General features: G+C 43.7%; 24 protein-coding genes. 13 read left to right on the top strand and 11 right to left on the bottom strand.

Features of this window, described 5'->3' with window-relative positions:
• Positions 1-184 (top strand): transposase (locus tag L1D55_RS22550; protein WP_239918929.1); only part of this gene is annotated, 184 nt, incomplete at its 5' end.
• Positions 185-350: 166 nt separating this feature from the next.
• Entirely contained in the window at positions 351-1196 is an 846-nt protein-coding gene (locus L1D55_RS22555) for a hypothetical protein (protein WP_345772795.1), read from the top strand.
• A 55-nt stretch (positions 1197-1251) separates the two neighbouring features.
• Here the strand turns inward: L1D55_RS22555 and L1D55_RS22560 are convergent, their stop codons facing one another.
• Complete coding sequence (locus L1D55_RS22560; protein WP_239918931.1) at positions 1252-1407, bottom strand: hypothetical protein; 156 nt, start codon at positions 1405-1407, stop codon at positions 1252-1254.
• Positions 1408-1686: 279 nt separating this feature from the next.
• On the opposite strand from L1D55_RS22560, the gene L1D55_RS22565 reads away from it, so the two are divergent.
• The 3 genes from L1D55_RS22565 (at position 1687) to L1D55_RS22575 (ending at position 3847) form a co-directional block, all read left to right on the top strand.
• On the top strand, positions 1687-1932 hold the full coding sequence (locus L1D55_RS22565) for a hypothetical protein (protein ID WP_239918932.1): 246 nt from the start codon (positions 1687-1689) through the stop codon (positions 1930-1932).
• Between the two features lie 328 nt (positions 1933-2260).
• A complete protein-coding gene (locus tag L1D55_RS22570) occupies positions 2261-3376 on the top strand; it encodes a methyl-accepting chemotaxis protein (RefSeq protein ID WP_239918933.1) in 1116 nt (371 codons plus the stop codon).
• 30 nt (positions 3377-3406) lie between these two features.
• Positions 3407-3847: an Rrf2 family transcriptional regulator gene (locus tag L1D55_RS22575; protein WP_239918934.1), complete on the top strand. Its 441-nt coding sequence runs from the start codon at positions 3407-3409 to the stop codon at positions 3845-3847.
• Between the two features lie 101 nt (positions 3848-3948).
• Here the strand turns inward: L1D55_RS22575 and L1D55_RS22580 are convergent, their stop codons facing one another.
• The 3 genes from L1D55_RS22580 to L1D55_RS22590 form a co-directional block, all read right to left on the bottom strand.
• The gene (locus L1D55_RS22580) at positions 3949-5172 is read right to left on the bottom strand and encodes a DUF819 family protein (protein WP_239918935.1); all 1224 of its coding nucleotides are present in this window, start codon (positions 5170-5172) and stop codon (positions 3949-3951) included.
• Positions 5173-5687: 515 nt separating this feature from the next.
• The gene (locus L1D55_RS22585) at positions 5688-7613 is read right to left on the bottom strand and encodes a monovalent cation:proton antiporter-2 (CPA2) family protein (protein WP_239918936.1); all 1926 of its coding nucleotides are present in this window, start codon (positions 7611-7613) and stop codon (positions 5688-5690) included.
• A 3-nt stretch (positions 7614-7616) separates the two neighbouring features.
• Positions 7617-8231: an NAD(P)H-dependent oxidoreductase gene (locus tag L1D55_RS22590; RefSeq protein WP_239918937.1), complete on the bottom strand. Its 615-nt coding sequence runs from the start codon at positions 8229-8231 to the stop codon at positions 7617-7619.
• Positions 8232-8535: 304 nt separating this feature from the next.
• Between L1D55_RS22590 and L1D55_RS22595 the strand changes: the two genes are divergently transcribed.
• Entirely contained in the window at positions 8536-9612 is a 1077-nt protein-coding gene (locus L1D55_RS22595) for a beta-eliminating lyase-related protein (RefSeq protein WP_239918938.1), read from the top strand.
• A gap of 97 nt (positions 9613-9709) precedes the next feature.
• Here L1D55_RS22595 and L1D55_RS27600 read toward each other — a convergent pair whose 3' ends face one another.
• Positions 9710-9835, bottom strand: coding sequence for a hypothetical protein (locus L1D55_RS27600; protein WP_008218887.1), 126 nt, complete (start codon positions 9833-9835; stop codon positions 9710-9712).
• A gap of 234 nt (positions 9836-10069) precedes the next feature.
• Here L1D55_RS27600 and L1D55_RS22600 point away from each other — a divergent pair, with 234 nt between their 5' ends.
• Complete coding sequence (locus tag L1D55_RS22600) at positions 10070-10504, top strand: YccF domain-containing protein (RefSeq protein WP_004740303.1); 435 nt, start codon at positions 10070-10072, stop codon at positions 10502-10504.
• A gap of 94 nt (positions 10505-10598) precedes the next feature.
• Here the strand turns inward: L1D55_RS22600 and L1D55_RS22605 are convergent, their stop codons facing one another.
• The 3 genes from L1D55_RS22605 to L1D55_RS22615 all read right to left on the bottom strand — a co-directional run bounded on the left by L1D55_RS22605 (position 10599) and on the right by L1D55_RS22615 (position 13282).
• Positions 10599-11522: a hypothetical protein gene (locus L1D55_RS22605; protein WP_239918939.1), complete on the bottom strand. Its 924-nt coding sequence runs from the start codon at positions 11520-11522 to the stop codon at positions 10599-10601.
• Between the two features lie 195 nt (positions 11523-11717).
• Positions 11718-12866 (bottom strand): L-threonine dehydrogenase, encoded by a 1149-nt coding sequence (gene yiaY / locus L1D55_RS22610; protein ID WP_239918940.1) that lies wholly within the window; start codon positions 12864-12866, stop codon positions 11718-11720.
• Between the two features lie 239 nt (positions 12867-13105).
• Complete coding sequence (locus L1D55_RS22615) at positions 13106-13282, bottom strand: hypothetical protein (RefSeq protein WP_239918941.1); 177 nt, start codon at positions 13280-13282, stop codon at positions 13106-13108.
• Between the two features lie 214 nt (positions 13283-13496).
• Between L1D55_RS22615 and yjjG the strand changes: the two genes are divergently transcribed.
• Both yjjG and yddG read left to right on the top strand, forming a co-directional pair.
• Positions 13497-14171: a pyrimidine 5'-nucleotidase gene (gene yjjG, locus L1D55_RS22620; protein WP_239918942.1), complete on the top strand. Its 675-nt coding sequence runs from the start codon at positions 13497-13499 to the stop codon at positions 14169-14171.
• A gap of 449 nt (positions 14172-14620) precedes the next feature.
• Entirely contained in the window at positions 14621-15550 is a 930-nt protein-coding gene (yddG, locus tag L1D55_RS22625; protein ID WP_239918943.1) for an aromatic amino acid DMT transporter YddG, read from the top strand.
• Between the two features lie 35 nt (positions 15551-15585).
• Here the strand turns inward: yddG and L1D55_RS22630 are convergent, their stop codons facing one another.
• Entirely contained in the window at positions 15586-16482 is an 897-nt protein-coding gene (locus tag L1D55_RS22630; protein WP_239918944.1) for a cation diffusion facilitator family transporter, read from the bottom strand.
• Positions 16483-16772: 290 nt separating this feature from the next.
• Here L1D55_RS22630 and L1D55_RS22635 point away from each other — a divergent pair, with 290 nt between their 5' ends.
• On the top strand, positions 16773-17123 hold the full coding sequence (locus L1D55_RS22635; RefSeq protein WP_008218874.1) for a hypothetical protein: 351 nt from the start codon (positions 16773-16775) through the stop codon (positions 17121-17123).
• A 10-nt stretch (positions 17124-17133) separates the two neighbouring features.
• Here the strand turns inward: L1D55_RS22635 and L1D55_RS22640 are convergent, their stop codons facing one another.
• Positions 17134-18012 (bottom strand): LysR family transcriptional regulator, encoded by an 879-nt coding sequence (locus tag L1D55_RS22640; protein ID WP_063522763.1) that lies wholly within the window; start codon positions 18010-18012, stop codon positions 17134-17136.
• Between the two features lie 161 nt (positions 18013-18173).
• Between L1D55_RS22640 and L1D55_RS22645 the strand changes: the two genes are divergently transcribed.
• The 3 genes from L1D55_RS22645 to L1D55_RS22655 all read left to right on the top strand — a co-directional run bounded on the left by L1D55_RS22645 (position 18174) and on the right by L1D55_RS22655 (position 21552).
• Positions 18174-18755, top strand: coding sequence for a methyltransferase (locus L1D55_RS22645; RefSeq protein ID WP_171368354.1), 582 nt, complete (start codon positions 18174-18176; stop codon positions 18753-18755).
• 301 nt (positions 18756-19056) lie between these two features.
• Positions 19057-20613, top strand: coding sequence for a YjjI family glycine radical enzyme (locus L1D55_RS22650; RefSeq protein WP_239918945.1), 1557 nt, complete (start codon positions 19057-19059; stop codon positions 20611-20613).
• Positions 20614-20637: 24 nt separating this feature from the next.
• On the top strand, positions 20638-21552 hold the full coding sequence (locus L1D55_RS22655; RefSeq protein WP_239918946.1) for a YjjW family glycine radical enzyme activase: 915 nt from the start codon (positions 20638-20640) through the stop codon (positions 21550-21552).
• Between the two features lie 27 nt (positions 21553-21579).
• Here L1D55_RS22655 and L1D55_RS22660 read toward each other — a convergent pair whose 3' ends face one another.
• Positions 21580-22491 carry a LysR family transcriptional regulator gene (locus L1D55_RS22660; protein WP_239918947.1) on the bottom strand — a complete coding sequence of 304 codons (912 nt, stop codon included), beginning with the start codon at positions 22489-22491 and terminating at the stop codon, positions 21580-21582.
• Positions 22492-22538: the final 47 nt, after the last annotated feature.

The following is a 22538-nucleotide window of genomic DNA, read 5'->3' on the forward strand; positions in this document are numbered from 1 at the left end:
AATAGCTTTAAAACTCTTTAGTAAATTTCCATATTTAAGGAGAAACAAACTCTGGGGTAACCACTTTTGGCAAAGGGGCTATTTTGTCGATAGCGTAGGGGTTAATGAAGAAATCATTCGACGCTATGTAAGACATCAAGAGAAAAAAGAGCGCGTGGAGCAGCAGCAACTGGCGTTGGACTAAACAAAGGCCCCCTTTTAGGGGGCTCACACAAAGCCACCTTCTTTAGAAGGTGGTAATTTACTTTTGGAGAACGAACAAATCCCCATGTCGCCTAATGGCTATTTTGAATATCGGCAATCTTTAAAATACGCGTAAATACACAGCGTTTATATTTAGAGAGGGCTTAATGGCTTGTAAATCACTTGCTGTAATAATGAGTGGATTATTATTAACGTCTACTGTCGCGATTGCTAATGAAGAAAGTAATCAAACAGCAGAGCAGGCAGCAAAGGAACTTGCAAACCCGAACACGGCTTACGCGAGCCTTAACTTAAAACTTCAATACTCTGGTGGATATGACGGAGGAGGGGACAGTTTTGCTACGGTTCTGCAGCCTACGCTACCTTTCCCTATGGAGAACGGCGATAAAATCATTTTTCGCCCGGCTATCTCTTATGTTCAGAATGATTTCAATGTGAATACGCCGACAAGTTCCCAACATATGGGCCAGTCGGGAGTAAGCGATATCTCTTTTGATCTAGCTTATGCGCCCAAAATGGAAGGTGGGACCATCGCTGCTTTTGGTGTATTTGCTTCGTTACCAACCGGCAGTAGTGAGCTTACGGCGGATCAGTTTGCCATTGGCCCTGAATTTATGTACGGCAAAGTGAGCGCTGAACGCGTTGTTGGTGTGTTCCCAAGCCACCTTTATGGTGTGTCTGGCAATGGTGCGGATCACTCTGATACTCGTATCAACAAGACGTCTACGCAATTGTTCTGGGTAGAGTTACTGGAAGGAGGGTGGACGATAGGCTCAGCGCCGACACTCTCGTATGATTGGAATAAAGATCAGGCTGAAATTCCGTTGAATTTTAGCGTAAGTAAAACAACGGTGTTGAACGGTCGTCCTTGGAAGTTTGGTATTGAAGCCAATTACTATATCGAGAAAGACGAAAAGACACGTCCGGACTTCATGTTGAGCTTTAATATCAGCCCAGTCGTTGAAAACAAACTGGCATCTTTGTTCGATTAATCTTGTTTTAGCTGGTTCGAAGAGAGGCTAGACGGTTGTCGTTTGGCCTTTTTTATTAAAACCAATAAGTTAGCCAAAAAGCAAATAAAGACACAGCTGAGAGCGTAGCAACCCGCTTACTAAACATAGTCTTGTTCCAACCAAGGCGAGTAACATCTTGCTCTGTTAGTTCTAGGTTGATTTGTTCGCAGTATCTATCGAGTTCGTTCATCGTCATCACCTTGTTAATCACTTCGACAACCAATATAACTGGATAGACGTGTTCGTATAAATCAATGATTTTCTAACAAGTGTTTAGCTAGTCTGAACATTAACTAATCTGTGCATCAATAAATCGGAGCTAACTGCAAATACCGATACTAAAAGATAATGAAAATAAAACAGGCTGAAACCAAGAATAAACTTAAAACAAACGATTCTTTTTGAAGTGAGATGGAGCATGTTCTCTATGATAGATTTCAAGCACTTAATTTAATTATTGGTGTATAAAATGGTACGAGTAGACGTCAGAAAACTATCTAACACACTGATCAGTGCAGGCGTTCCAGAGAAGAGAGCGGTGTTGCTTGCCAAAGCATTTAAAGATTCAATTAATGAAATCGATCCCGTCTCTCAATCGTATGTGAATAAGAAGATTGAGAAATCCAAAAATGAAACTCTTCAATACCTGCTGGCTTTTCTAGGGCTACAGATGATCTTGATTCCGTGTTTTCACTACATCATGAGTAACCTGTAGCATCAGGTACTAACCATCTTCCAGTTGAGGAACCTAATCGAACATCTCATTTGTAAGGAAAGCAATCTACTCAGCCAGTCGTCAATGACTGGCTTTTTTGTATCTATGATATTGAAATAAAGGCAATTGATAACTTGCATTGAAAATGCATGTTTAATAATATGTATTTAAAATATAGGTTATGATTAAATCTAACTGTGTGGGTAGCCTCGCTTATACGTGCTCATCTTCGCTTTATCTAACTTAGACTATCTATCAATGAAAATTAAGGGTTGCTATGCGTTCACTTTTTATCCGGATGAGGTTCATTCACTGGTTAGGGACATTATTGCTTTTTATCAACGCTACTTTTCTTACTGATGCTCTGGTATCCCAGATAATTCAATATGTTATCGTTGTTTTCTTGATTATCCACGATCTCGATGAAAAGTTCTGGGGAGTGGATTCACTCAATCATGTCACTCAATATATGAAGAACTTCGAGCGAAAAGATCTTTCCGTTGATTGTGATGTGAATAGTAAATACAACAGTGAAATGGACAGAGTTTTGAGTGTGATTAATACATTCCGAACCAACGTGAGACATGCGTTAATCGATATTCAAGAGCAGGCCGCTAAATCAGACAGTATTGCAGATCTCTTAAAGATTAAGTCGCAAAATATATCAGGGCGGATTCAAGAGCAGGACAGCCGAGTTAATGTCTTGAACGATCGTGTAGAAACGTTGGATCGAACTTCTCTAGCACTTCAAGAGAAAGCAGAAGAGACTCGCACTCAAGTCGAACATACCCAAGTTGGGCTTGAAGCTTCTAACCAAACGATGGGAGCCATGGTGAATGATCTAAATAAATATATTGAGAGCAATAACCAACTGCAGAGTAAATTTAAAGAGCTTTCACAACAGACACAGTCTATCGGTAGCGTTGTTTCGGTGATCAATACACTGGCTGATCAAACGAATTTACTGGCATTGAATGCTGCTATTGAAGCTGCAAGAGCAGGAGAACACGGTCGAGGCTTCGCGGTTGTGGCTGATGAAGTAAGAAATTTGGCGAAGTCCACACAGGATAGTCTTGATGAGATTAACCAAATCATCAACGGCATATCAGAAGCTGTTGTAGATGCAGGTAAACAAATGGAAGATCAAGCGTCGGCTATTTTTACGCTTTCGGACTATACAACAACGAGTCAGCAAGAATTGGACACCGCATGTGCCAATATTAGTCAGATTTTGAACTTGATTGGACAAGATTCAGATGAAGATAATGTGGATATTCGCCAGGTTAACCAACTCGTGAGTGAAGTAAGTCACGAGATTGAAGCACTTCAAACTTTGTCGAGTTCTAATGCTCAAGATTGCAGTGAACTGGAGCGACAGGGGCGATCGCTAACGGAAGCCACAGAAAACATTGTGAAACAGTTAGGTAAATTTAAAACTCAGTAATAAAATTGGTGGGCACAAAGGAGCCTTAGCATGAGAATTACCAGTTTTACCGATTATGGGTTAAGAACATTAATCTATCTTGCGTGTTTACCTAAAGATGAACTGAGCAGTGTCCCTAAAGTTTCTCAAGTCTACAAGGTCTCACAGAATCACATGGTTAAGGTGATTGGCCAACTTAAGAAGCTCGGCTATATCGAGGCTTTAAGAGGTAAAGGCGGGGGTATTCGCCTTGCGGTTTCACCTGAGCAGGTAAGAATTGGTCGTGTGATGAGAGAGTTAGAGCCACATACCGATGGCGTGGACTGCTTAAGCTCACTGTGTGTTTTATTACCAAAGTGTAAGTTGAAAGCAGCATTAGCCGAGGCCATGGAGAGCTTCTTTTCAACGATGGACCAATATACCTTGGCTGACCTTGTTGAAAATAAAGAAGTCGCATCCCAAATCCTCATTCAAATGAGTGGAGATGAATAAATACGCTAACAATGTGTTGCTTCTCTGGATATAAAAAGAAACCCCGATACTGTTCACTCAGTATCGGGGTTTTGTATTTTAAGAGGTTGGTAGGGGCTTAATTAACCCGCAGCAGCCTGCATGATTAGACCACAGATGTAAGCGCCGTATGTACCTAATGCGTAACCGAGTACTGCCATCAAGATACCTACTGGAGCCAATGCTGGGTGGAATGCTGCTGCAACTACAGGAGCCGATGCCGCGCCACCAACGTTAGCTTGGCTACCTACTGCCATGAAGAACAGCGGTGCACGAATGATTTTCGCCATCGCAATCATGAGCAGGGCATGGATAGTTAGCCATGTGATACCAATGAAGAAGTAACCTGGGTTGTCAAAGATTGCTGTAACGTCCATTTGCATACCGATGGTAGCAACCAGGATATAGATAAACGCTGAACCAATTTTCGATGCGCCACTGTGCTCTAGGCTACGTGTCGATTTGAAGCACGAAGCGATCAACGCGAACGTTGTTACCATAACGATTAGCCAGAAGAAGCCTGATGTTAGGCTGTATTTTGCTAGTTCTGGAGCATTCGTTGAGATCCATGGTGCGATTAAGTCACTGAAGAAGTGAGCAAGGCCTGTTAGACCAAAGGCAATCCCAGCGATCTTCATGAGATCGGTTGTTGTTGTCGGGCGAGCGTTTTCTTCTTGGTATTTCGATACCGTTTCTTTCAGCTCTTCGATTGAAGAAGTATCAGCTTTTAGCCATGCGTCAATTTTCTTCTGACGACCAGCCATAATCAGTAGCACTGCCATCCAGATGTTTGCACAGATAACGTCAACCGTAATCATTGCAGAGAACAGTTTATCATTTACCTCGAATACTTCTTTCATAGCAGCTTGGTTTGCACCGCCACCAATCCAAGAACCTGCTACTGTCGTTAGGCCGCGCCATACGTCACCAGAGACAAGGTCAGGGTTTACTTGGTCGATGATCAGAATCGCCAGAGGGCCACCAATGATAATACCTGCAGTACCAGTCAGGAACATGATGACGGCTTTTGAGCCAAGACCAAAGATCTTACGAAGGTCCGCTGAAATGATCAGTAGAACCAGTGCCGCTGGTAGTAGATAGCGGCTTGCTACGAAGTATAGTTTTGAGTTTGACGCATCGATGATACCAAAGCTGTTCAACAATGAAGGAACAAAGTAGCAGAGCAATAGGCCTGGAATGAATGAATAGAATTTTTTCAGTGCGCTGTTTTGGCTACTTTCCGTGATAAATACACCGCCAAGAATAACAGCTAACATGCCCATAATTACGGCATCATTAGTGATCATTATTATATCTCCTTTAAGGTGAGCGCATAGGTCTCACTTTTTTGATGGCAGGACTATACCGACAACTTCAATTCATTACAAATTGTAACGGCAGACACTCTTTGAAACATTTATGTTAATTGGAGTGGCTTTGATTTGTGAATCAGATACTTCAGGTATTGATTGTGCGAATGTTTGACTATTGGTTAGTAAGGTCGGTTTTGATATATGCAATGGTGTTCAACGCCCTGAAACTGGTTATTAGGATTTTAGCTGAGTTCAGTATAGTTAAAGGAAGTGCATATATAGCCGTGTTTTTAGTGTGGTTTATGCAGGGTGGGTATATTTCAAAAATGTAAAAAGTGAATTCATTTTTGAAGAGAGGGTCGAGATTAAAAATTATAACCTGATCACATTAATCGTGATTATTGTCCGCCTAGATGTCAATAAATGGCGCTTGTTTGCGGTATTTAGGGGCAATAGATAAAGAAAAAGCGGCCAAATAGCCGCTTTTAATTGGGTTTAAGAATCTAAGTCTATGATTCCTCTTCCTCAAAACCGTCTGCATAACCTTTTGGAGGCGGTGTCCAACCACGCTCTGAGCGAGAGTGCTTATCGGAGCGGTCTTTCTTCATGTCTTCTTTCATTGCTTCTTCAAGGTGAATAAATATCTGTCGATAGTTGTTGTCGTACCTTGGATTGTCTTCTGCTTCCGACCAAGCTTTGAATAGCTTTTCAGACTTACGGCTTTCAACACGTTGATAGGTCGATTTCTGCTGTTCTACGAAGAATGGATGGTGACCCAACGAGCGTAGGGCTTGTGCGCCCATTTCTAGTGCTGAGTGGTAGGTTTCTGATTCCACAAAATCAGCGCCAGCTTCTCTCAAGCGGTAACTATGACCACGGTCGAACGCACGAGCTAAGATTTTTACTTTAGGGTAGGTGTGCTTAACGTACTTGACCAGCTCCACGCTAGAGTCTTGATTGTCGATAGCCACAACAAGCATTGCTGCTTCTTCGATACCCGCAGTGTGTAATAGGTCGTGACGAGTCGCATCACCAAAGTAAGACTTAATATTAATAGAGCGCAGTACATCTACTTGGTTAGCCTGATGGTCCAGAACCACCGTTTTAACATCATTCGATACTAATAAGCGGTTAACGATCTGACCGAATCGACCGATCCCCGCAATGATTACTGTACCTTTCTCTTCGATGGTATCTTCTTCACGGTCATTCGACTTTTGCTCGTAACGAGGCAGAATCACTTTATCAAAGAGAATAAACAGGCCTGGCGTTAAGAACATCGAAAGAGCAACCACTAGTGATAGCGTTTGAACAATGTCAGCCGGCAATACGTGGTTTTGCGCTGAGAAGCTTAATAGTACGAACCCAAATTCACCGGCTTGCGCCAAGCTCAGTGTAAATAGCCAACGATCGCTGTTCTTGATTTTGAAAATCAATGCCAAGGTAAAAAGCACAGCTGCTTTTAGTAACATGACACCCAGAGTTAGCCCGATGATTAGGACGAAATCATTGAATAGAACATCGAAGTTGATTCCCGCACCTACCGTAATAAAAAACAGGCCAAGCAGCAGTCCTTTGAACGGATCGATGTTCGATTCCAGCTCGTGTCTGAATTCACTGTTCGCTAGTACCACACCCGCAAGGAAAGTGCCTAGTGCAGGCGATAAGCCGACAAGGCTCATCAGCGCAGCAATACCAATGACCAGCATCAGTGCGGTCGCTGTGAAGATTTCACGTAAACCAGAGCTTGCGACAAAGCGGAAAAGTGGGCGGCTTAAGAAGTGCCCGCCAACAACCACAATCGCGATAGATGCCGTAATCACAAGTCCATAAGCCCAACCAGGCAGACCAGCAACCAGACTTAACTCTTCATGGTGGTCAGAAGCTGAAGTGACCGCGCTTTGTGCAGCTTCGATTAATTCTGGTAACGCCAACAGAGGAATGAATGCCAGCATCGGGATAACGGCAATATCTTGGAATAAAAGAACCGAGAAGGCATTCTTACCGCCTTCAGTCTTAGATAAACCTTTCTCGTTGAATGTTTGCAGTACAATCGCTGTCGATGACAACGCAAAGATTAAGCCGATAGTGAGAGCTATAGTCCAAGGTTGGCCAAAGGCTAGAGCAATGCCCATTACAATAGCTGCTGTGCCTCCTACTTGTAAGCCACCAAGCCCCATCAAGCGGTTTCTCATTGCCCATAGCATCTTAGGTTCGAGCTCAAGACCAACCAAGAACAGCATCATTACCACGCCGAATTCGGCAAAGTGTTGAATGGTGGTGGTTTCTTCACCCACAAGGCCAATGATTGGTCCGATAACCACACCTGCGATTAAATATCCCAGTACTGAGCCTAAGCCAAGACGCTTAGCTATCGGCACCGCGATCACGGCGGCGACTAAGTAGATAAAGGCTTGTAAAAAATATCCAGTCATTCTTTAGTCCTTGTTGATGATTTCGTCGAGGTAGTGGTTTAACTTCGCGACTCTTTTTGCTTTTTTGTAGTCAATATTGCCCGAGACTAGCGACTCCAACAAAAACTTATAGCGCTCAACATGCCCGGTGATGCGGTTCTCTTCCAAGGCGGTTCGCGAGCCAAATAGCGCATAAGGTGCTAAATATTCCATACCACACAAAGCAGCGGTTTGTTCAAGAGGGTGGAGTAGCTCACGAATGGTAAAATGGTTGTAGCCGTCAGTTTGGTAGGCATCCTCTTTACCCCCCGCAGTAATGCTGCAAAGTAATTTCTTACCTTCTAACTCGTTGCCATCTGTGCCGTAGGCAAAACCATACTCAAGAACAAGGTCTTGCCACTCTTTTAGAATTGCCGGCGTTGAATACCAATAAAGTGGGAATTGGAAAATGATGATGTCATGGTCCAACAGGCGTTTCTGTTCACGATCGATGTTAATTTTGAATGTTGGATATTCAGCGTAGAGATCAACACAGGTCACGCCGTCAATACGCTTGGCTTGTTCGAATAAGGGTTTGTTTGCTTCAGAGCGATGCTGAGAAGGGTGGGCGAATAGCACCAAGACTCGATTTTTCGACATAAAGCCCTCTTTGTCCGTTAACGAATAATGCTTATTGGAATTATAGATATACAATAATAGAAGAATGATTGAAGAACAACGAACTAGCCCATACTTATCTATTTAGATACATAGGTTTATCGAGTACTTAATTATATAAAACACGCTCTGATTTAGGTGTTTTTCTTACCTTCACCCTACGACTAAGTAAAACTAATTATTCGTGAATAATAAAAGCGAATAAGCGTATTTTATGTCAACGTTGGTAGCGAACGTAAATAATTCAATCTCTCTACATAGAACAACAATGAATAAAGGAAAAAGTATGAGCATGGACTTGCGTAAACAGTGTAATTTGTTTCTTTCTGGTCACTTAGATCCGACTCCGGCACAAACATTTGCTCAGATGGCTGAATGGTGTGAAGAGCACAACATACATCACGATACCTACGGAGATGGCGAGTTCATCGAAGGCTTTGAAGCCAAAGTTGCAGAGTTGCTTGGCTATGAAGCGGCTGTGTTTGTAATCACAGGTACCATGAATCAACCAACAGCGTTAGAGATCGCCTGCCAAGAGAAAAGAAACCCGCTGGTTGCGATGCACGAATCGAGTCATATCTTACGTCATGAGCGCCAAGGGTATCAGCTCCAGAACCGCTTTAATGTGCTGCCAGTGGGCAATGTGTTTCGTACTTGGAATGTCGATGACTTGAAAGCGTGGCCAGATGAAATTGCAGCAGCGCTTTACGAGTTACCGATGCGAGAAATTGGTGGTCAGCTACCAGAATGGGAAGAACTCGAAGCGATTAAGCAGTATTGCAACGAACAATCCATTCATCTGCATATGGATGGCGCGCGCTTGTGGGAGTGTGGTGCATATTACCAAAAACCTTACATTGAAATCGCAAAGGGGTTTGATAGCGCTTATGTCTCGTTATACAAGGGGTTAAACGGACTTGGTGGCTCACTGTTGTTGGGTGATAAAGCGTTTGTAGCCAAGGCATCAGCTTGGATGAAACGACAAGGCGGTAATGTTTATCATCGTACGCCTTATGTTGTATCGGCAGCTATGCAGTTCGATCAACGACTAGCGCAGATGCCTGCTTTGTTTGAACGTACGAAACAAATCTACCAAATCTTATTGGACTACCCTCAATTCAAAGTGAACCCGCAACAACCGCAAGCGAACATGCTTCATCTTTATTTACCTGTGAGCTACGAAGACGGGGTTGCTTTAAGAGACAATATCGCAAGTAAGCATAAGGTATGGATAGGAAACCCAGCGATCTGTGAGTTACCGAATCAATGCAAGATTGAGTGGTATGTGGGGGATAACTTATTAAACCTACCGGATCATGAGCTGATCGATGTCTTGGACCTGATTAGCGAAGCTCTGATTTGAGTGCAGAGAAGCTGAATTGAATGTCGTGAGGAGTGCTTATTAGAATGAATACAGGCGGGCTTGCTTGTATTCATTCAGACAGAGATAGCGGTGAGTGTTACATATATTGGTTGATGTACACGTCGACTAGGAACATGAATACTGGAACGGTGCTAAGAACTCCGAAGAAGACGATAGGCACCCAGTTTTTCATTTTCTTTTTAGGTTGCTCTGTATTGTTCATAGTTTCGACCTTAAATTCGTTGTTGAGTCTGCGCTTTAGTTAGAACTGAATGGTATCAAATAAATTGAAAGAGCCCTATGTGGATTTAGTGTTTCGTGGCGTGCATCAAACACAGAAAATTGCGTTGATTCATAAACGGTTCATAAAGGCTCAACAATAATGAACCTATTGAAACAAGTACTGCCTTATTTGGCATAGTAATTTAATAGCATTCAGAGAGTTGGAGAATACAGAATGAAAACAATAGGTAACATCATTTGGTTTCTGTTCGGTGGCGTATTTATGGGATTGGCCTGGTGGTTCTTTGGGCTGCTTGCATTCCTTACCATCGTTGGTATTCCGTGGGGCAGAGCGTGTTTCGTTATGGGGAACTTCTCGTTCTTTCCATTTGGTCAAGAAGCCATTTCTCGTGATGAACTCACTAATGAAATGGATATCGGGACAAGCCCATTAGGTATGATCGGTAACATCATATGGTTCTTGTTTGCAGGTATTTGGCTTGCAATTGGTCATATCATGTCAGCGGTGGCGTGTTTCATTACCATCATCGGTATTCCATTTGCGATTCAGCACCTTAAGCTAGCGGTTATCTCACTGGCACCAATCGGTAAAACAGTGGTAGATAAACGCGAAGCAGAAGCGGCACGAGTAAGAAATTACAAAGGTTAAGAATTTGGTTTAACCTTTATCTGAAACCAAAAAGCACATCATTTGATGTGCTTTTTTTTGGTTCTTGGTTTGTCTTCTCAAGCTTATCTAACCGCTATACGTTGTTGAATAAGACTTCGATTCGAAGCGTGATATTGGCCTCTTTTGTATGCTTTTCGTATGGTTCGCGCTCCCATTGGTAGCGCGGAATGATTTCGTAAAATAGCCACTCTTTCCATACATTCTCTCGATAGGTGACCGACACTTGCGAGTATTCGTAGTGGTTATATGGCTCGCTAGTCGCGGTTATCGTGGCGCTGTATTGCAGAGCTTGGTCTTGGGAAAGGTAATGATACAAGGTGATTCCCGTACCATACTCCCAGCCTTTGAGGTCATCGTTGTAGCCTGCAAAGTTAGACCAACGCGCTAAGAAATCGTCACTTAATGAAAGATCAAAATCGATATCAGTGATCTCTCCCGTCTCTCTTTTCTCTTGATACACACGTTGAGTCAGCCGGAATACTGCATCTGTGGTGAGTGGGTAGGTAAAACGATAGCGAGCCTCTATTCTTGGGCGCAATGTCGCTTTGATATTGAAACTACTGTAACCCTTAGCATAGGCGTCATAACGAAGGCCAAGTGCATTCTCTAACTCTTCAGAGTCTTGTGGGAAGAAGTCTAAGAACTCTTCATCACCAACGGGCTCGTAGATTAGCTTTAGTCTTTTACTGACAAAGGGTAAATGTAAGCGAGCGTTTAGCTTGGTGGAATAATCAACGTCACCACCTTCAGAATAGATGAAATCATTGTACCAACGTACAGAGGTTCCGGCTCTGGCGTCTTCGGTAATACGGTCATCAACGAAGAAGTTATCGAACCATAGGGCTGGTTGGCAAAATTTGCTATTTAGGTAGTGATAGGCTTTTTCGACACGCGTGTCTTCTAACGGCTGACTGTGACAATCATCCGTTTCCTCTGCAAGAGCAGAGTGGGTAGCGAGTGATGCCAATAATGAAGTGCTAACTATCCAACGACTCAATGGAACCTGTTTGTCATTCTATGTATCAATAGTTTGACTATAACTAAGCAGTTACAACAATGCGACTTTTAATGATGTTTAACTGGAGTTGTAGTTATTTAAAACAGAGGTTTGAATCGGGTATGGCAGGCAAAGAAAACGGGCTCTGAAAGTGAGCCCGTTTGTTGGTTAGCTTATCAGTGACTTCACGTTAGATTACATTGCCGCTTCGAAAATCGCAGAGATTTCTTCGTGAGTCGCTTGTTTAGGGTTAGTAAAACCACATGCATCTTTCAGTGCGTTGTCAGACAATGTAGGAATGTCTTCTAGTTTCGCACCAAGTTGCGCGATACCTGTTGGGATATTCACGTCATTTGCTAGTTGAACAATCGCTTCGATTGCTGCTTCTGCACCTTGCTCTGGTGTCATACCTTCAACATTCACGCCCATTGCTTTCGCAACATCACGTAGACGCTCAGGACAAACTTGCGCGTTGTAGCGTTGAACGTGTGGTAGCAAGATAGCGTTACATACGCCGTGTGGAAGGTTGTAGAAGCCACCTAGTTGGTGTGCCATCGCGTGAACATAGCCCAGTGATGCGTTGTTGAACGCCATACCCGCCATGAACTGTGCGTAAGCCATTTGCTCACGAGCTTCAATGTCTTCGCCGTGTGCGACTGCTGTTCTTAGGTGTGCTTGTACAAGTTCAATGGCTTTAATTGCGACTGCATCTGTAATTGGTGTCGCTGCGATAGAAACGTAAGCTTCGATTGCGTGTGTTAGCGCATCCATACCCGTTGCAGCAGTTAATGATGCAGGTTTAGCAAGCATTAGCTCAGGATCGTTTACTGAAATAAGCGGTGTTGTGTGCTTATCAACGATAGCCATCTTAATGTGACGCTCTTCATCAGTGATGATGCAGAAACGTGTCATTTCTGACGCTGTGCCCGCAGTTGTGTTGATCGCGATCAGGGGCATCATCGGTTTTTCAGATTGATCGACACCTTCGTAATCTGCAATTTTGCCGCCGTTAGAAGCCACAAGTGCAATACCTTTTGCACAGTCGTGAGGAGAGCCGCCGCCAAGAGAGATAACAAAGTCACAGTCGTTGTTTGTTAGCAGCTCAAGACCATCGTTTACGTTTGTGATGGTTGGGTTTGGTTGAGTGCCGTCGAATACCACAGCATCCACACCGCGTTCGCCAAGAAGGTCCTGAACCTGCTTAACCACGCCAATTTGGTTTAGGATTTTATCGGTTACGATAAGACCTTTTTTAAAGCCTTGAGACTGAATGCTATCTGCAGCATCCTTTAAACAGCCAGTACCCATGAAGTTGATTGTAGGGATGTAAAATGCACTAGACATTGGAAAACTCCGGTTAATTATGATTTTTAATTGGCTCTATGTTGTCGGCAAACAACTGGTCGACCATTGATCTGGAACAACTTTGATTTCGAACTACCACTTTCTGGTTATTGGTTGTGATGGGGCTCATATAGCAATCGTTTTTATGGTTTTCTGATGTGTATATTGTCAGTTATGGATAGCGAATAATTGATAGATTTGTAGCCAGTATGTTGCTCTATAACCATGAAAAATAAAGGTTATTCAGACAGTGCCGGTTCTCGTTCTTCTTCTGTTCGCTCTTGAACAGAATCAGTACTGCACTCGACCTGAGTTTCTGATTGCTCAGGCGAATCTGACGCTTCTTGTGGCTCTTCATCGTAGTATTTGACCAGGAATGGGGTGAGCATGACGGATGACGGTAAGAAGTGCTTCATAGTACCTCCCGGTACAGTTCGTGTATTTCCTTTATGGTATTGGTTTAATATGTGGCAAAATTTGCGATACATCATGACTTGTTGCTTGTTTTCTATAAATTCTTAGAACTATATTCAGGCTCACAAAAATGGTAGTAGAATGCACACTTAACCGTGAGGTTAGGAAAGAACAAAATATAAACACGGCTCGATAGCGCGAATAATAGGACAGATAATGAAGTACGATTGGATATTCTTTGATGCGGATGAAACCTTGTTCCACTTTGACGCTTTTCAAGGAATGAAGCTAATGTTCTCACGTTTTGGTGTGGATTTTAGCGAGCAGGATTATTCCGTTTATCAAGAAGTTAACCTACCACTATGGGTTGATTATCAAGATGGCCGAATTACGGCTGATCAACTGAAGCACACACGCTTCGAAAGCTGGGCTGAAAAGTTAGAAACAACAACTGCAGAATTAAACAGCGCATTTCTAACAGCAATGGCGGACATCTGTTCTTTGCTACCAGGTGCAAAAGAGCTAATGGAATCGTTACAAGGCAAAGTGAACATGGGCATTATTACCAATGGCTTCACTGAGCTGCAATCGATCCGTTTAGAGCGCACTGGCATGACGGATTACTTCGAGCATGTGATCATTTCTGAAGAAGTCGGCGTTGCTAAACCAGATGCTGAGATCTTTGAACATGCACACAAGCTGGTTGGCTTGCCAGCAAAGCAGCGCATTTTGATGGTGGGTGATAACCCACACTCTGATATTTTAGGTGGCTTAGACTTTGGTATCGAGACCTGTTGGTTAAACAGTCAAGAAAAGGCGACGCCAGAAGGTATTAACCCTCATTACCAAGTGAAGTCTCTGTCTGAGCTGCAAGCGCTTCTGCTAGCGTAACGGCTCACTGACTTTAGCTTTATTCGGTAACTATTACTTTATTCGTTGATCACTAGGGCGTGTTGGTCTTTCGAGCTGATTTTTGCAGTGAGTTGCTGGGTATTTATACAAGGCAGAGGCTTTGATGTGTAGCTAGCCTACATGAGAAGCCGATAACGCAGTAGAAATGGCCAGCAAACGCTGCCCGGAGGGTTCGGTTAAAAGCGTTTTACTCTTTGTTGAGGGAGGTTTAGTTAGAATGACTAGGCTACTTCTACCTCGCTGCGATTAAAACGCTTTTATCTCGAACAAAACTTAACCACGGAAGTTCAACACGCCCTAATAGCTGAGTACAATTCTGTGCTCGGCTACTTAATTTCTACAGGTTTCACTTTTCGATTGTGGTACTCAAGCGTATTTATGCTTTAAGCTGCCACGATAATCACTCATAACAAATAGAAGGAATAAGCGTGCTGAAATCTCATCGCCATAGCTGCTACGGCATTGCTGCCATTTTACTTTGGAGCTGCTTAATTGCGTTGTCTCGTAGTGTGTCAGAGCAATTAGGCCCAATTGGCGGCGCAGCCAGCCTTTATACAGTGAGCTCACTGTTTTTGGTTTGCGTGATGGGGTTACCTAAGCTTAAACGCTTCTCAAAGTCTTATTTGTTGATTGGTGGCGCGCTGTTTGTTTGCTACGAGATCTTTCTGGCTTTGGCACTAGGCATGGCAAATAACCGACATCAGGCCTTAGAGATGGCGGTTATCAACTACCTTTGGCCAGCACTGACAGTACTGTTTGCGGTATTACTTAGCGATAAAAAGATAAATTGGCTGGTTTACCCAAGTATCTTTTTAGCTTTCTTTGGTGTGGCTTGGAGCATCAGTGGCGACCAAGGCCTCTCTGTTGAACAGATTGCGGCAAATATCGCGACTAACCCTAAAACCTATTCGATGGCGTTCTTCGGAGCGATTATCTGGGCGGTTTACTGTAACTACACTCAGAAAGTTGCGAAAGGGCAGAATGCGATTGTTCTGTTCTTTATTGCTACAGCTATCACCTTGTGGATCAAATACGCATTGAGCAGCGAAACCGGTATGGTGATGACGAGCAGTGCAGCGATTGATTTGGCTCTGGCTGGCGTGTGTATGGGCGCGGGTTACGCGCTTTGGAATACCGCGATATTGGGTGGCAACATGGTCTTTCTCGCGACTATGTCTTATTTCACGCCAATTTTTGCAACCTTACTCTCTTCTATGATTTTAGGTTTAACGCTGACTATCACATTTTGGCAGGGAGTATATATGGTGACGATTGGTTCACTGGCTTGCTGGTGGGTTACGAGAGAGAAAAAGCCGACGGTTAAGGCGTCGGCTTCTGAAGAGATTCAATCTCAATAGCAATTGTGTTTATCTACCGATTGCTGGGATGAGAATTAGCTCGCGATATTGAGGTTCAGTTGAAGCTCATATGGCATCTTAGATAGGCGTCGCTTTAGTTGGCGGCGCGTACGTTCAATATCATCGACCGCAATCGCTTGTTGGTCGTTGGTATGAATATCAACGTTGATTCTTAGCTCAGGACCAACCTTAGTCACACCGATTAGCTCCAAATCGTGTTCTGCTTCTTTGTCTACCGCGACAACATTCTTATCTACCGCGTCACAAATTTCTTTGTTTGCCGACATCATTAGTAGCTCACGCATCGCTTCTCTTAGCATATCGAACGGTACTTTGATGAAGTAGAAAGACATCAGCAACATCATCATTGGGTCGGCATACACAGCGTACTCTGCGAACGGTGAGAATGTCATTGACCAAGCCACGACGAAACCTGCTGTTACCGCGACACTCAATAGCGTATCCATTTGCCATTGCTTAGACTCAGCCTGAATCAAGCCAGATGAAATGCTCTTACTCTTGTTAGCGATGTACCACCACGCGTAACCACAGCCCAATACGTTAAAAATACCAAATAGAGTTGCGATAGAGGCATCAACTTCACGACCACCTGTCATCAAGGCGCCAATCGCTGAATACAGTGAATAACCAACCACAAGTAAAATGACAGCAGCTTTAATCGTGATGACGATAGGTTCAATAATCGCACGACCGAACGGGAATTCACGGTCAGAAGGGCGATTAATGTATTTTGAGGCAGCTAGTGACAATAAAGTTAACAGTAAGCTGATAAGAGAGTAGACACCGTCAAATACTATGACCAGAGAGCCAACGAGAAGACCCAACACCAATCCGCCAATAGCGAAGCCTGATGCTAAAAGGGCTGAGAACAATAGAACTCGGTTTTCGTTTTGGCTTTTCCTGTCACACATAATATTTTCCAGATGTTTTTGATAATTTCATTGTTCTAATATTGAGCGAGATTTTCAAACTTTATCTGATGATGTTTATGTTACAGAACATGGTTTTTTATATTATTCATTTTAATTCAGTTGTTTACATTAATTTTTAGGTGTCAGTAAAATTGACGATGACTGTTTTCGTGGACTAGTGTGCAACTGAATCAAGATCGCTTATCATTAATAAAACACATCATTGAGCGGTGTTTTATAGCGCGGTGAAGGGCATTAGCGCTTGGGATAGTGGGAAAGAAAGGATGGCTATGAAGTTTGATGATATTAGCGACAGCGATTTGTGGGCAATCGCTAACCCTATTATGGATAATTTGATGGAGGGCTCAACCAATGTGGATCATGCCCAACATTGTCGCGACTTTACTCAACGAATGAAGGACATAGTGACGCCTGAGTATTTAGAAAAGGTGTGTCATCATTATCAACACAGCAACGGCTTTTTTGCTGAGCGCGAACCTGTTGCGGTGTTTAGGCGCTCTGATTCCGTTGCTTTTATATGGAAGCAAGCGTACACCATTGCCAAAGGTGAATTCGTTGCTGAAATGGTGTTAGTTGAAGAAGACGGACGTTATCTAGTGGACCACGTGATGGTCTTCTAACCAGCCTCAATTAGAAATCGAACAAGTAATCACTCAGCTGGTCCGCGAGCCAGTTCATACCTGGGTGCTCTGCCATCCCTGCTGCCGTAAACATGCAGTAATCTTCTTGAGTTAGGCCGTACGTGTGTTTGATTACTGCTAATTCTTGCTCACGCAGCAGATGACGTATCAGCGGCTCTGGCATTACGCCCCATGCGTCTTCACGCAAAATTGTATCCAGCATAAAGTCAAAGCTAGAGAAACCAATGTAACGACGAGAGAAGGGCTCAAGCTCTGGATTATCTTTTTCGTTGAGATAAACCATGGTCGCTTGCATCGAATTTCTTAATACTTCGTCGGAGACGCGGCGCATTGCACTCAGGTCATGTCCTTTCTTACACACAGACATCATCCGAATCTTACCAAGTGGGTTATAGATGATTCGTGGGTCATCTACACGTTCGTAATCAACACCGAATGCAAAATCAACTTGTTGAGTTTCTACGAGGTTGGCTAAGTCACCACTTGATGCTAGAACGAAGTTGAAAGAAGTAGAAGGGTACTTGTTGTTCAGCGTGTGAGATAAATCTTGCCACATTTCATCGGGCAGAGAATCATCGCGAGCAATCCATATCTCGGCGTTGAACTCACCGGACACATGGAGGCAGGTTTGTTTAATACGCGCAGCGGTCACTAACATTCCTTCGCAATCTTTATAGATGGCTTTGCCTGCTTCAGACAGCTCGACGTGGTTGCCGCTACGTACGAAAAGTTCTACATCTAACTCTTTCTCCAAGGCTTTGATAGACATACTAAGCTTGGTTCGGTTGCATTCTAGCTGGCGAGCAGCTTCAGAGACTGATCCTAAATCAGCAACAGAACAGAAGGCTTGGACTTGAGATAGGTTCATTTCATTTCCAGATTGAGCGGTTGTTGGTGCATATTATATGAATATTGTGCTGACTATCTTAGAAATAGTCCATCTTTGCATGATAACTCTATGACGAATTGACTAATTTAGTTTACTCTGGGCAGGTTCCGAACCTACAAGAAGTAAAGATGGAGGCCATGATGGCGAAACAATGGGACGAGTACGCCGTTGATTGGGATAAAGATCCCGCGACCGCAGTATTCGCACAGTCCGTATTTGACCAGTTAACACAGCTCGTTGATTTAAACGGAACCCGTGTCCTTGATTTTGGTTGTGGTACAGGACTACTCAGCCAAAAAATATCTCCTTTAGCAAAAGAGATCATCGCACTCGACATGTCTGAAGGGATGATTGAAGAGCTAGACAAGAAAGAGCTATCCAACGTTGAACCGGTTGTTGATATTCTATCGCGCGGGCTTGCAGCTCAGCATCCAGCATTCCGAAATCAGTTCGACCTAGTAGTAGCATCGTCGGTTTGTGGCTTTATCCCGAACCTACAAGACACAGTAAGCCTGATTTATACGCTACTCGAAAATGATGGCACATTTGTTCATTGGGACTGGTGCTTAGAAAACGACAGCGATGATTACGGCGTAAGCCCTGAGCGTTCAGAGAACGTATTGAGTGCTGCTGGATTTTCTGTTGTTGAAGTCTCAACACCTTTCTCAGTTGATACCCCACAAGGCAAGCTAAAAGTGCTGATGGGCGTTGGGCGTAAGTAGTTCATTTGAAGCTTATGGCTAAGTGATTAACTAGAACTAAAATCCAAAGTACGTTTTAGCAAACCAATTAAAACATAAATAACCGAACCCACATCAACGGCCTTAGTGCCAGTTATGTGGGTTTTCTATTTCTAGTAACCTCGATAACTTATGTTTTAAACGTGTGGTTTCAGGGTATTGGAAAACACTAATTACAAATATATTATTTCCATTTTGGAAATGTAGCGTTGCATAGATTTCATTAGTGGAAATTAAATCGTCAGATATAGAATAAGCCCATAACAATACTAAGGGTTTAATCATGAGCCACCAATCTGCTTCTCCACAACTTTCAGAACAACAACAGCGCTTTAGCAATATCATTTCAGATGCCAACCTGTCGCCAAAACAGAAGTCGAGCTATCTTGCCTTAGAAGCTGAAGCGAGCCTACCGTACATGTCGGTAAGTCACGAAGTAGAACAAGCCTTACAACAAGGCGTGCTATGTGACATGTTTGAAGGTCACGCTCCATTTAAGCCGCGCTATGTGCTTCCTGACTATTCTAAATGCTTACATCAAGGCTCAAAGTATTTAGAGCTTAGCGCGGCAACTAATTTCGATGAAGCATTGAACATGCTTACCATCCTGTACCATCACGTCCCTTCGGTCACATCTATTCCGGTTTACTTAGGTCAGTTGGATGATGTGTTAATGCCTTTCGTTGGCGACCTAACAGAAGAGCAGGTTTATCAAAAGCTTAAGCTATTCTGGATCATGCTAGACCGCACACTGCCAGACGCGTTCATGCATGTGAATATCGGGCCAAGAGACAACGTTATCTGCCGTACTATTTTACGAGTTGATGCTGAATTGAAGCAGATTGCGCCAAACCTTACTTTTATGTACGACCCAGCCGTAACACCTGATGATTTGCTGCGTCATGCTGCGAGCAATATTTGTGAATGCAGTAAACCACACATCGCTAACTACCCAGCACACGCTGCGGCATACGGTGATAAGCGCTTTGGCATCGTGAGCTGTTACAACTCTCTGCCTCTGGCTGGTGGATCAAACACGTTAGTACGTATGAACCTGAAACAAGTGGCGTTGAAGTCTGAGGACAGTGTCGATTTCCTACAGCAAGTGTTACCACACTACAGCGCTATCATGGTTGAGCTTATGAACGCTCGCAGCCGCTTCTTGCATGAAGAATCTAACTTCTTCGAAGGCTTCTTAACTAAAGAGGGGTTGATCGAGGAAGATCGCTTCGCACCAATGTTCGGCATCTACGGTATGGCTGAAGCCGTGAATATCTTGATGGAGAAAGAGGGTAAAGCGGGGCGTTATGGTCATGACGAACAAGCTAACCAACTTGGACATCGCATTTCAGAAAAACTGGCTGAGATCGTTGATCGCTCTGAAGTGAAATATGGCCTAGAAGGCAAGGCTCTATTGCATGCTCAGGGTGGTATCAGCCTAGATGAAGGTGTCACTCCAGGTGTGCGCATCCCTTATGGAACAGAACCAGATCCTGTCTCTTACGTTCGTGCGATTGCGGGGCATCATAAATTCTACACCTCAGGTATCAGTGACATTTTGACCATTGACGAAACCGTGAAGTCAAATCCTGAAGCCATGTTCAACCTGTGTAAGGGGGCGATTCAAGCGGGTTACCGTGAGTTTACCGCTAACGTTGCATCAAACGACTTAGTTCGTGTGACAGGTTACATGATTAAGTTGTCTGACATCGCTAAATACGATGAAGAAGGTTCGCGCACCAACACGACTTTCTTAGGAGCTGAAGCGGCGAAAAATACGGGTATCTTAGAGCGTAAACCGCGCGTGGTAAGCTTAGAGATGTCGCCAACATACGAATAACCTGGTGTTCGAATCACATTAACTATGACAATTTCTGATCTAACAACTCAAATGGCTAGGGTTAATAACAATAAGACAGAAAAGCAAGCGAAGGTCAGCCGTGTGCTGACCTTTTCTTGTGTTGATGGACCGGGGAATCGGCTTGTGCTGTTTCTACAGGGATGCAATTTCGACTGTATAACCTGTCATAACCCTCATACCATCAATCACTGTAATCATTGCGGAGATTGCGTTAGTGGCTGCCCAAGTGGCGCTTTGAGTGCTATTGGAGGTAAAGTGATGTGGGATCCAGCCGCTTGCACTAATTGTGACCAGTGTATTGATGTTTGTGGTCATAAATCGAGTCCAAAAATCACCACGATGACGGTTTCAGAAGTACTAGAGCTGGTGAGACATAACCAGTTCTTCCTGAGTGGCGTTACCGTTTCGGGCGGAGAAGCGACCATGCAGCTGCCGTTTATCATTGACCTATTTGAAGCGATTAAAAGCGATCCGCAGCTAGCGCATCTAACGTGTTTTATTGATAGTAATGGTTCGTTGTTAAAACAAGGTTGGGACAAGGTGTTGCCTTATCTTGATGGAGCGATGATTGATCTTAAGTCTTGGCAATCAGAAACCCATAACTGGTTAGTGGGAAGAGGGAATCATCGTGTTGTCGAGACCATTAACTACTTAGCAGAACAAGGTAAGTTACACGAAGTTAGGCTTTTGCATATTCCGGGCAAGAGCGATCTTGAGGACGAGATAGAGCAAGTTGGGCATTACTTAAAAGGATTGCCGAGTGATGTTCAGATTCGACTTAATGCTTTTCAACATCACGGCGTGATTGGTGAGGCGTTGGATTGGCCTAAGTGTACAAAGCAACAGATGCAAAACTTCCACGACAAGCTCTATGCGATTGTTCAAAGACCGATGCAAACGCCAGAGGTTTATACCTAATATTCTCTGTCTTCAATGACCAAAGAACTAGGCTTCTAAAAACAGGTCACACAGCCATTTGATCGCTTGATCATTCATGTTTGGCTTGTTCCACACTAAGCTGTACGCCACTTTTCCGTAATCGAAGGGAAGTGGCTTACTCACTAATCCATGCGCTTGTTTCGCATGCTCAGCCCACTGTTTCGAACAAGTGAACAGAAAAGGGGTATTGTGACAAAGAACAGCCGCTGCCCCAAAATCAGCGACCGAAATAGCCATCTCTCTCGGCTTATGGCGTTGCACTAAGCTTTGCTCAAAGTAAGGCTGCGACAACTCATTATCTAAGATGCCAATGTGTTTGTAGTCTAGGTAGCCCTCAACCGTCAGTTCTTGTTGTGCCAGCGGATGATGAGCTCCCATTAAGCACACCATCTCATCAGGTAGAATCGTTTCCCACACTAACTCTTTGTTGTCGGTAGGTGGCTGAGAAATATCGTGAGGCAATAAGATCAAATTAACCTTGCCGCTGAGCAAAGCATCGAACCCGAGCTGCTGTTTCGAATAGATATGAAGTTTGGCCTTTGGAGCAAGCTCTGTGGTGATTCTGCTGATCTTAGAGGCGAATACTTCAAAAGTACTCTCACGCATCGAGAGTGAAAAGCTGCCTTGGTACTCCTCAGGAGCAAAGCTCTTCTGATGAAGCAATCCATTCATGCTGGAAAGAATCGCGTGAACCGTTGGAGCGATTTGAAGTGCGAAGGGTGTCGGGATGAGTTTAGTGCCATCTCGGTAGAACAGCTCGTCGTTGAGGAGCTCACGAAGCTGAGACAGAGTCTTACTTACACTTGATGGGCTTACATAGAGTTGCTCAGAGGTTTGAGTTACGCTATGGGTATTCAGCATAATGTGTAGGGCAGTGAGGTGCTTAAGGCTCACTCTCGATAAGTGTAAGTAATCCATGTATGACTCACGAATTCAAATTGGCTTGTGATTTTGAATTTACACTA

This window comes from Vibrio sp. Isolate22, from assembly GCF_022398115.1.
GTDB lineage: Bacteria > Pseudomonadota > Gammaproteobacteria > Enterobacterales > Vibrionaceae > Vibrio.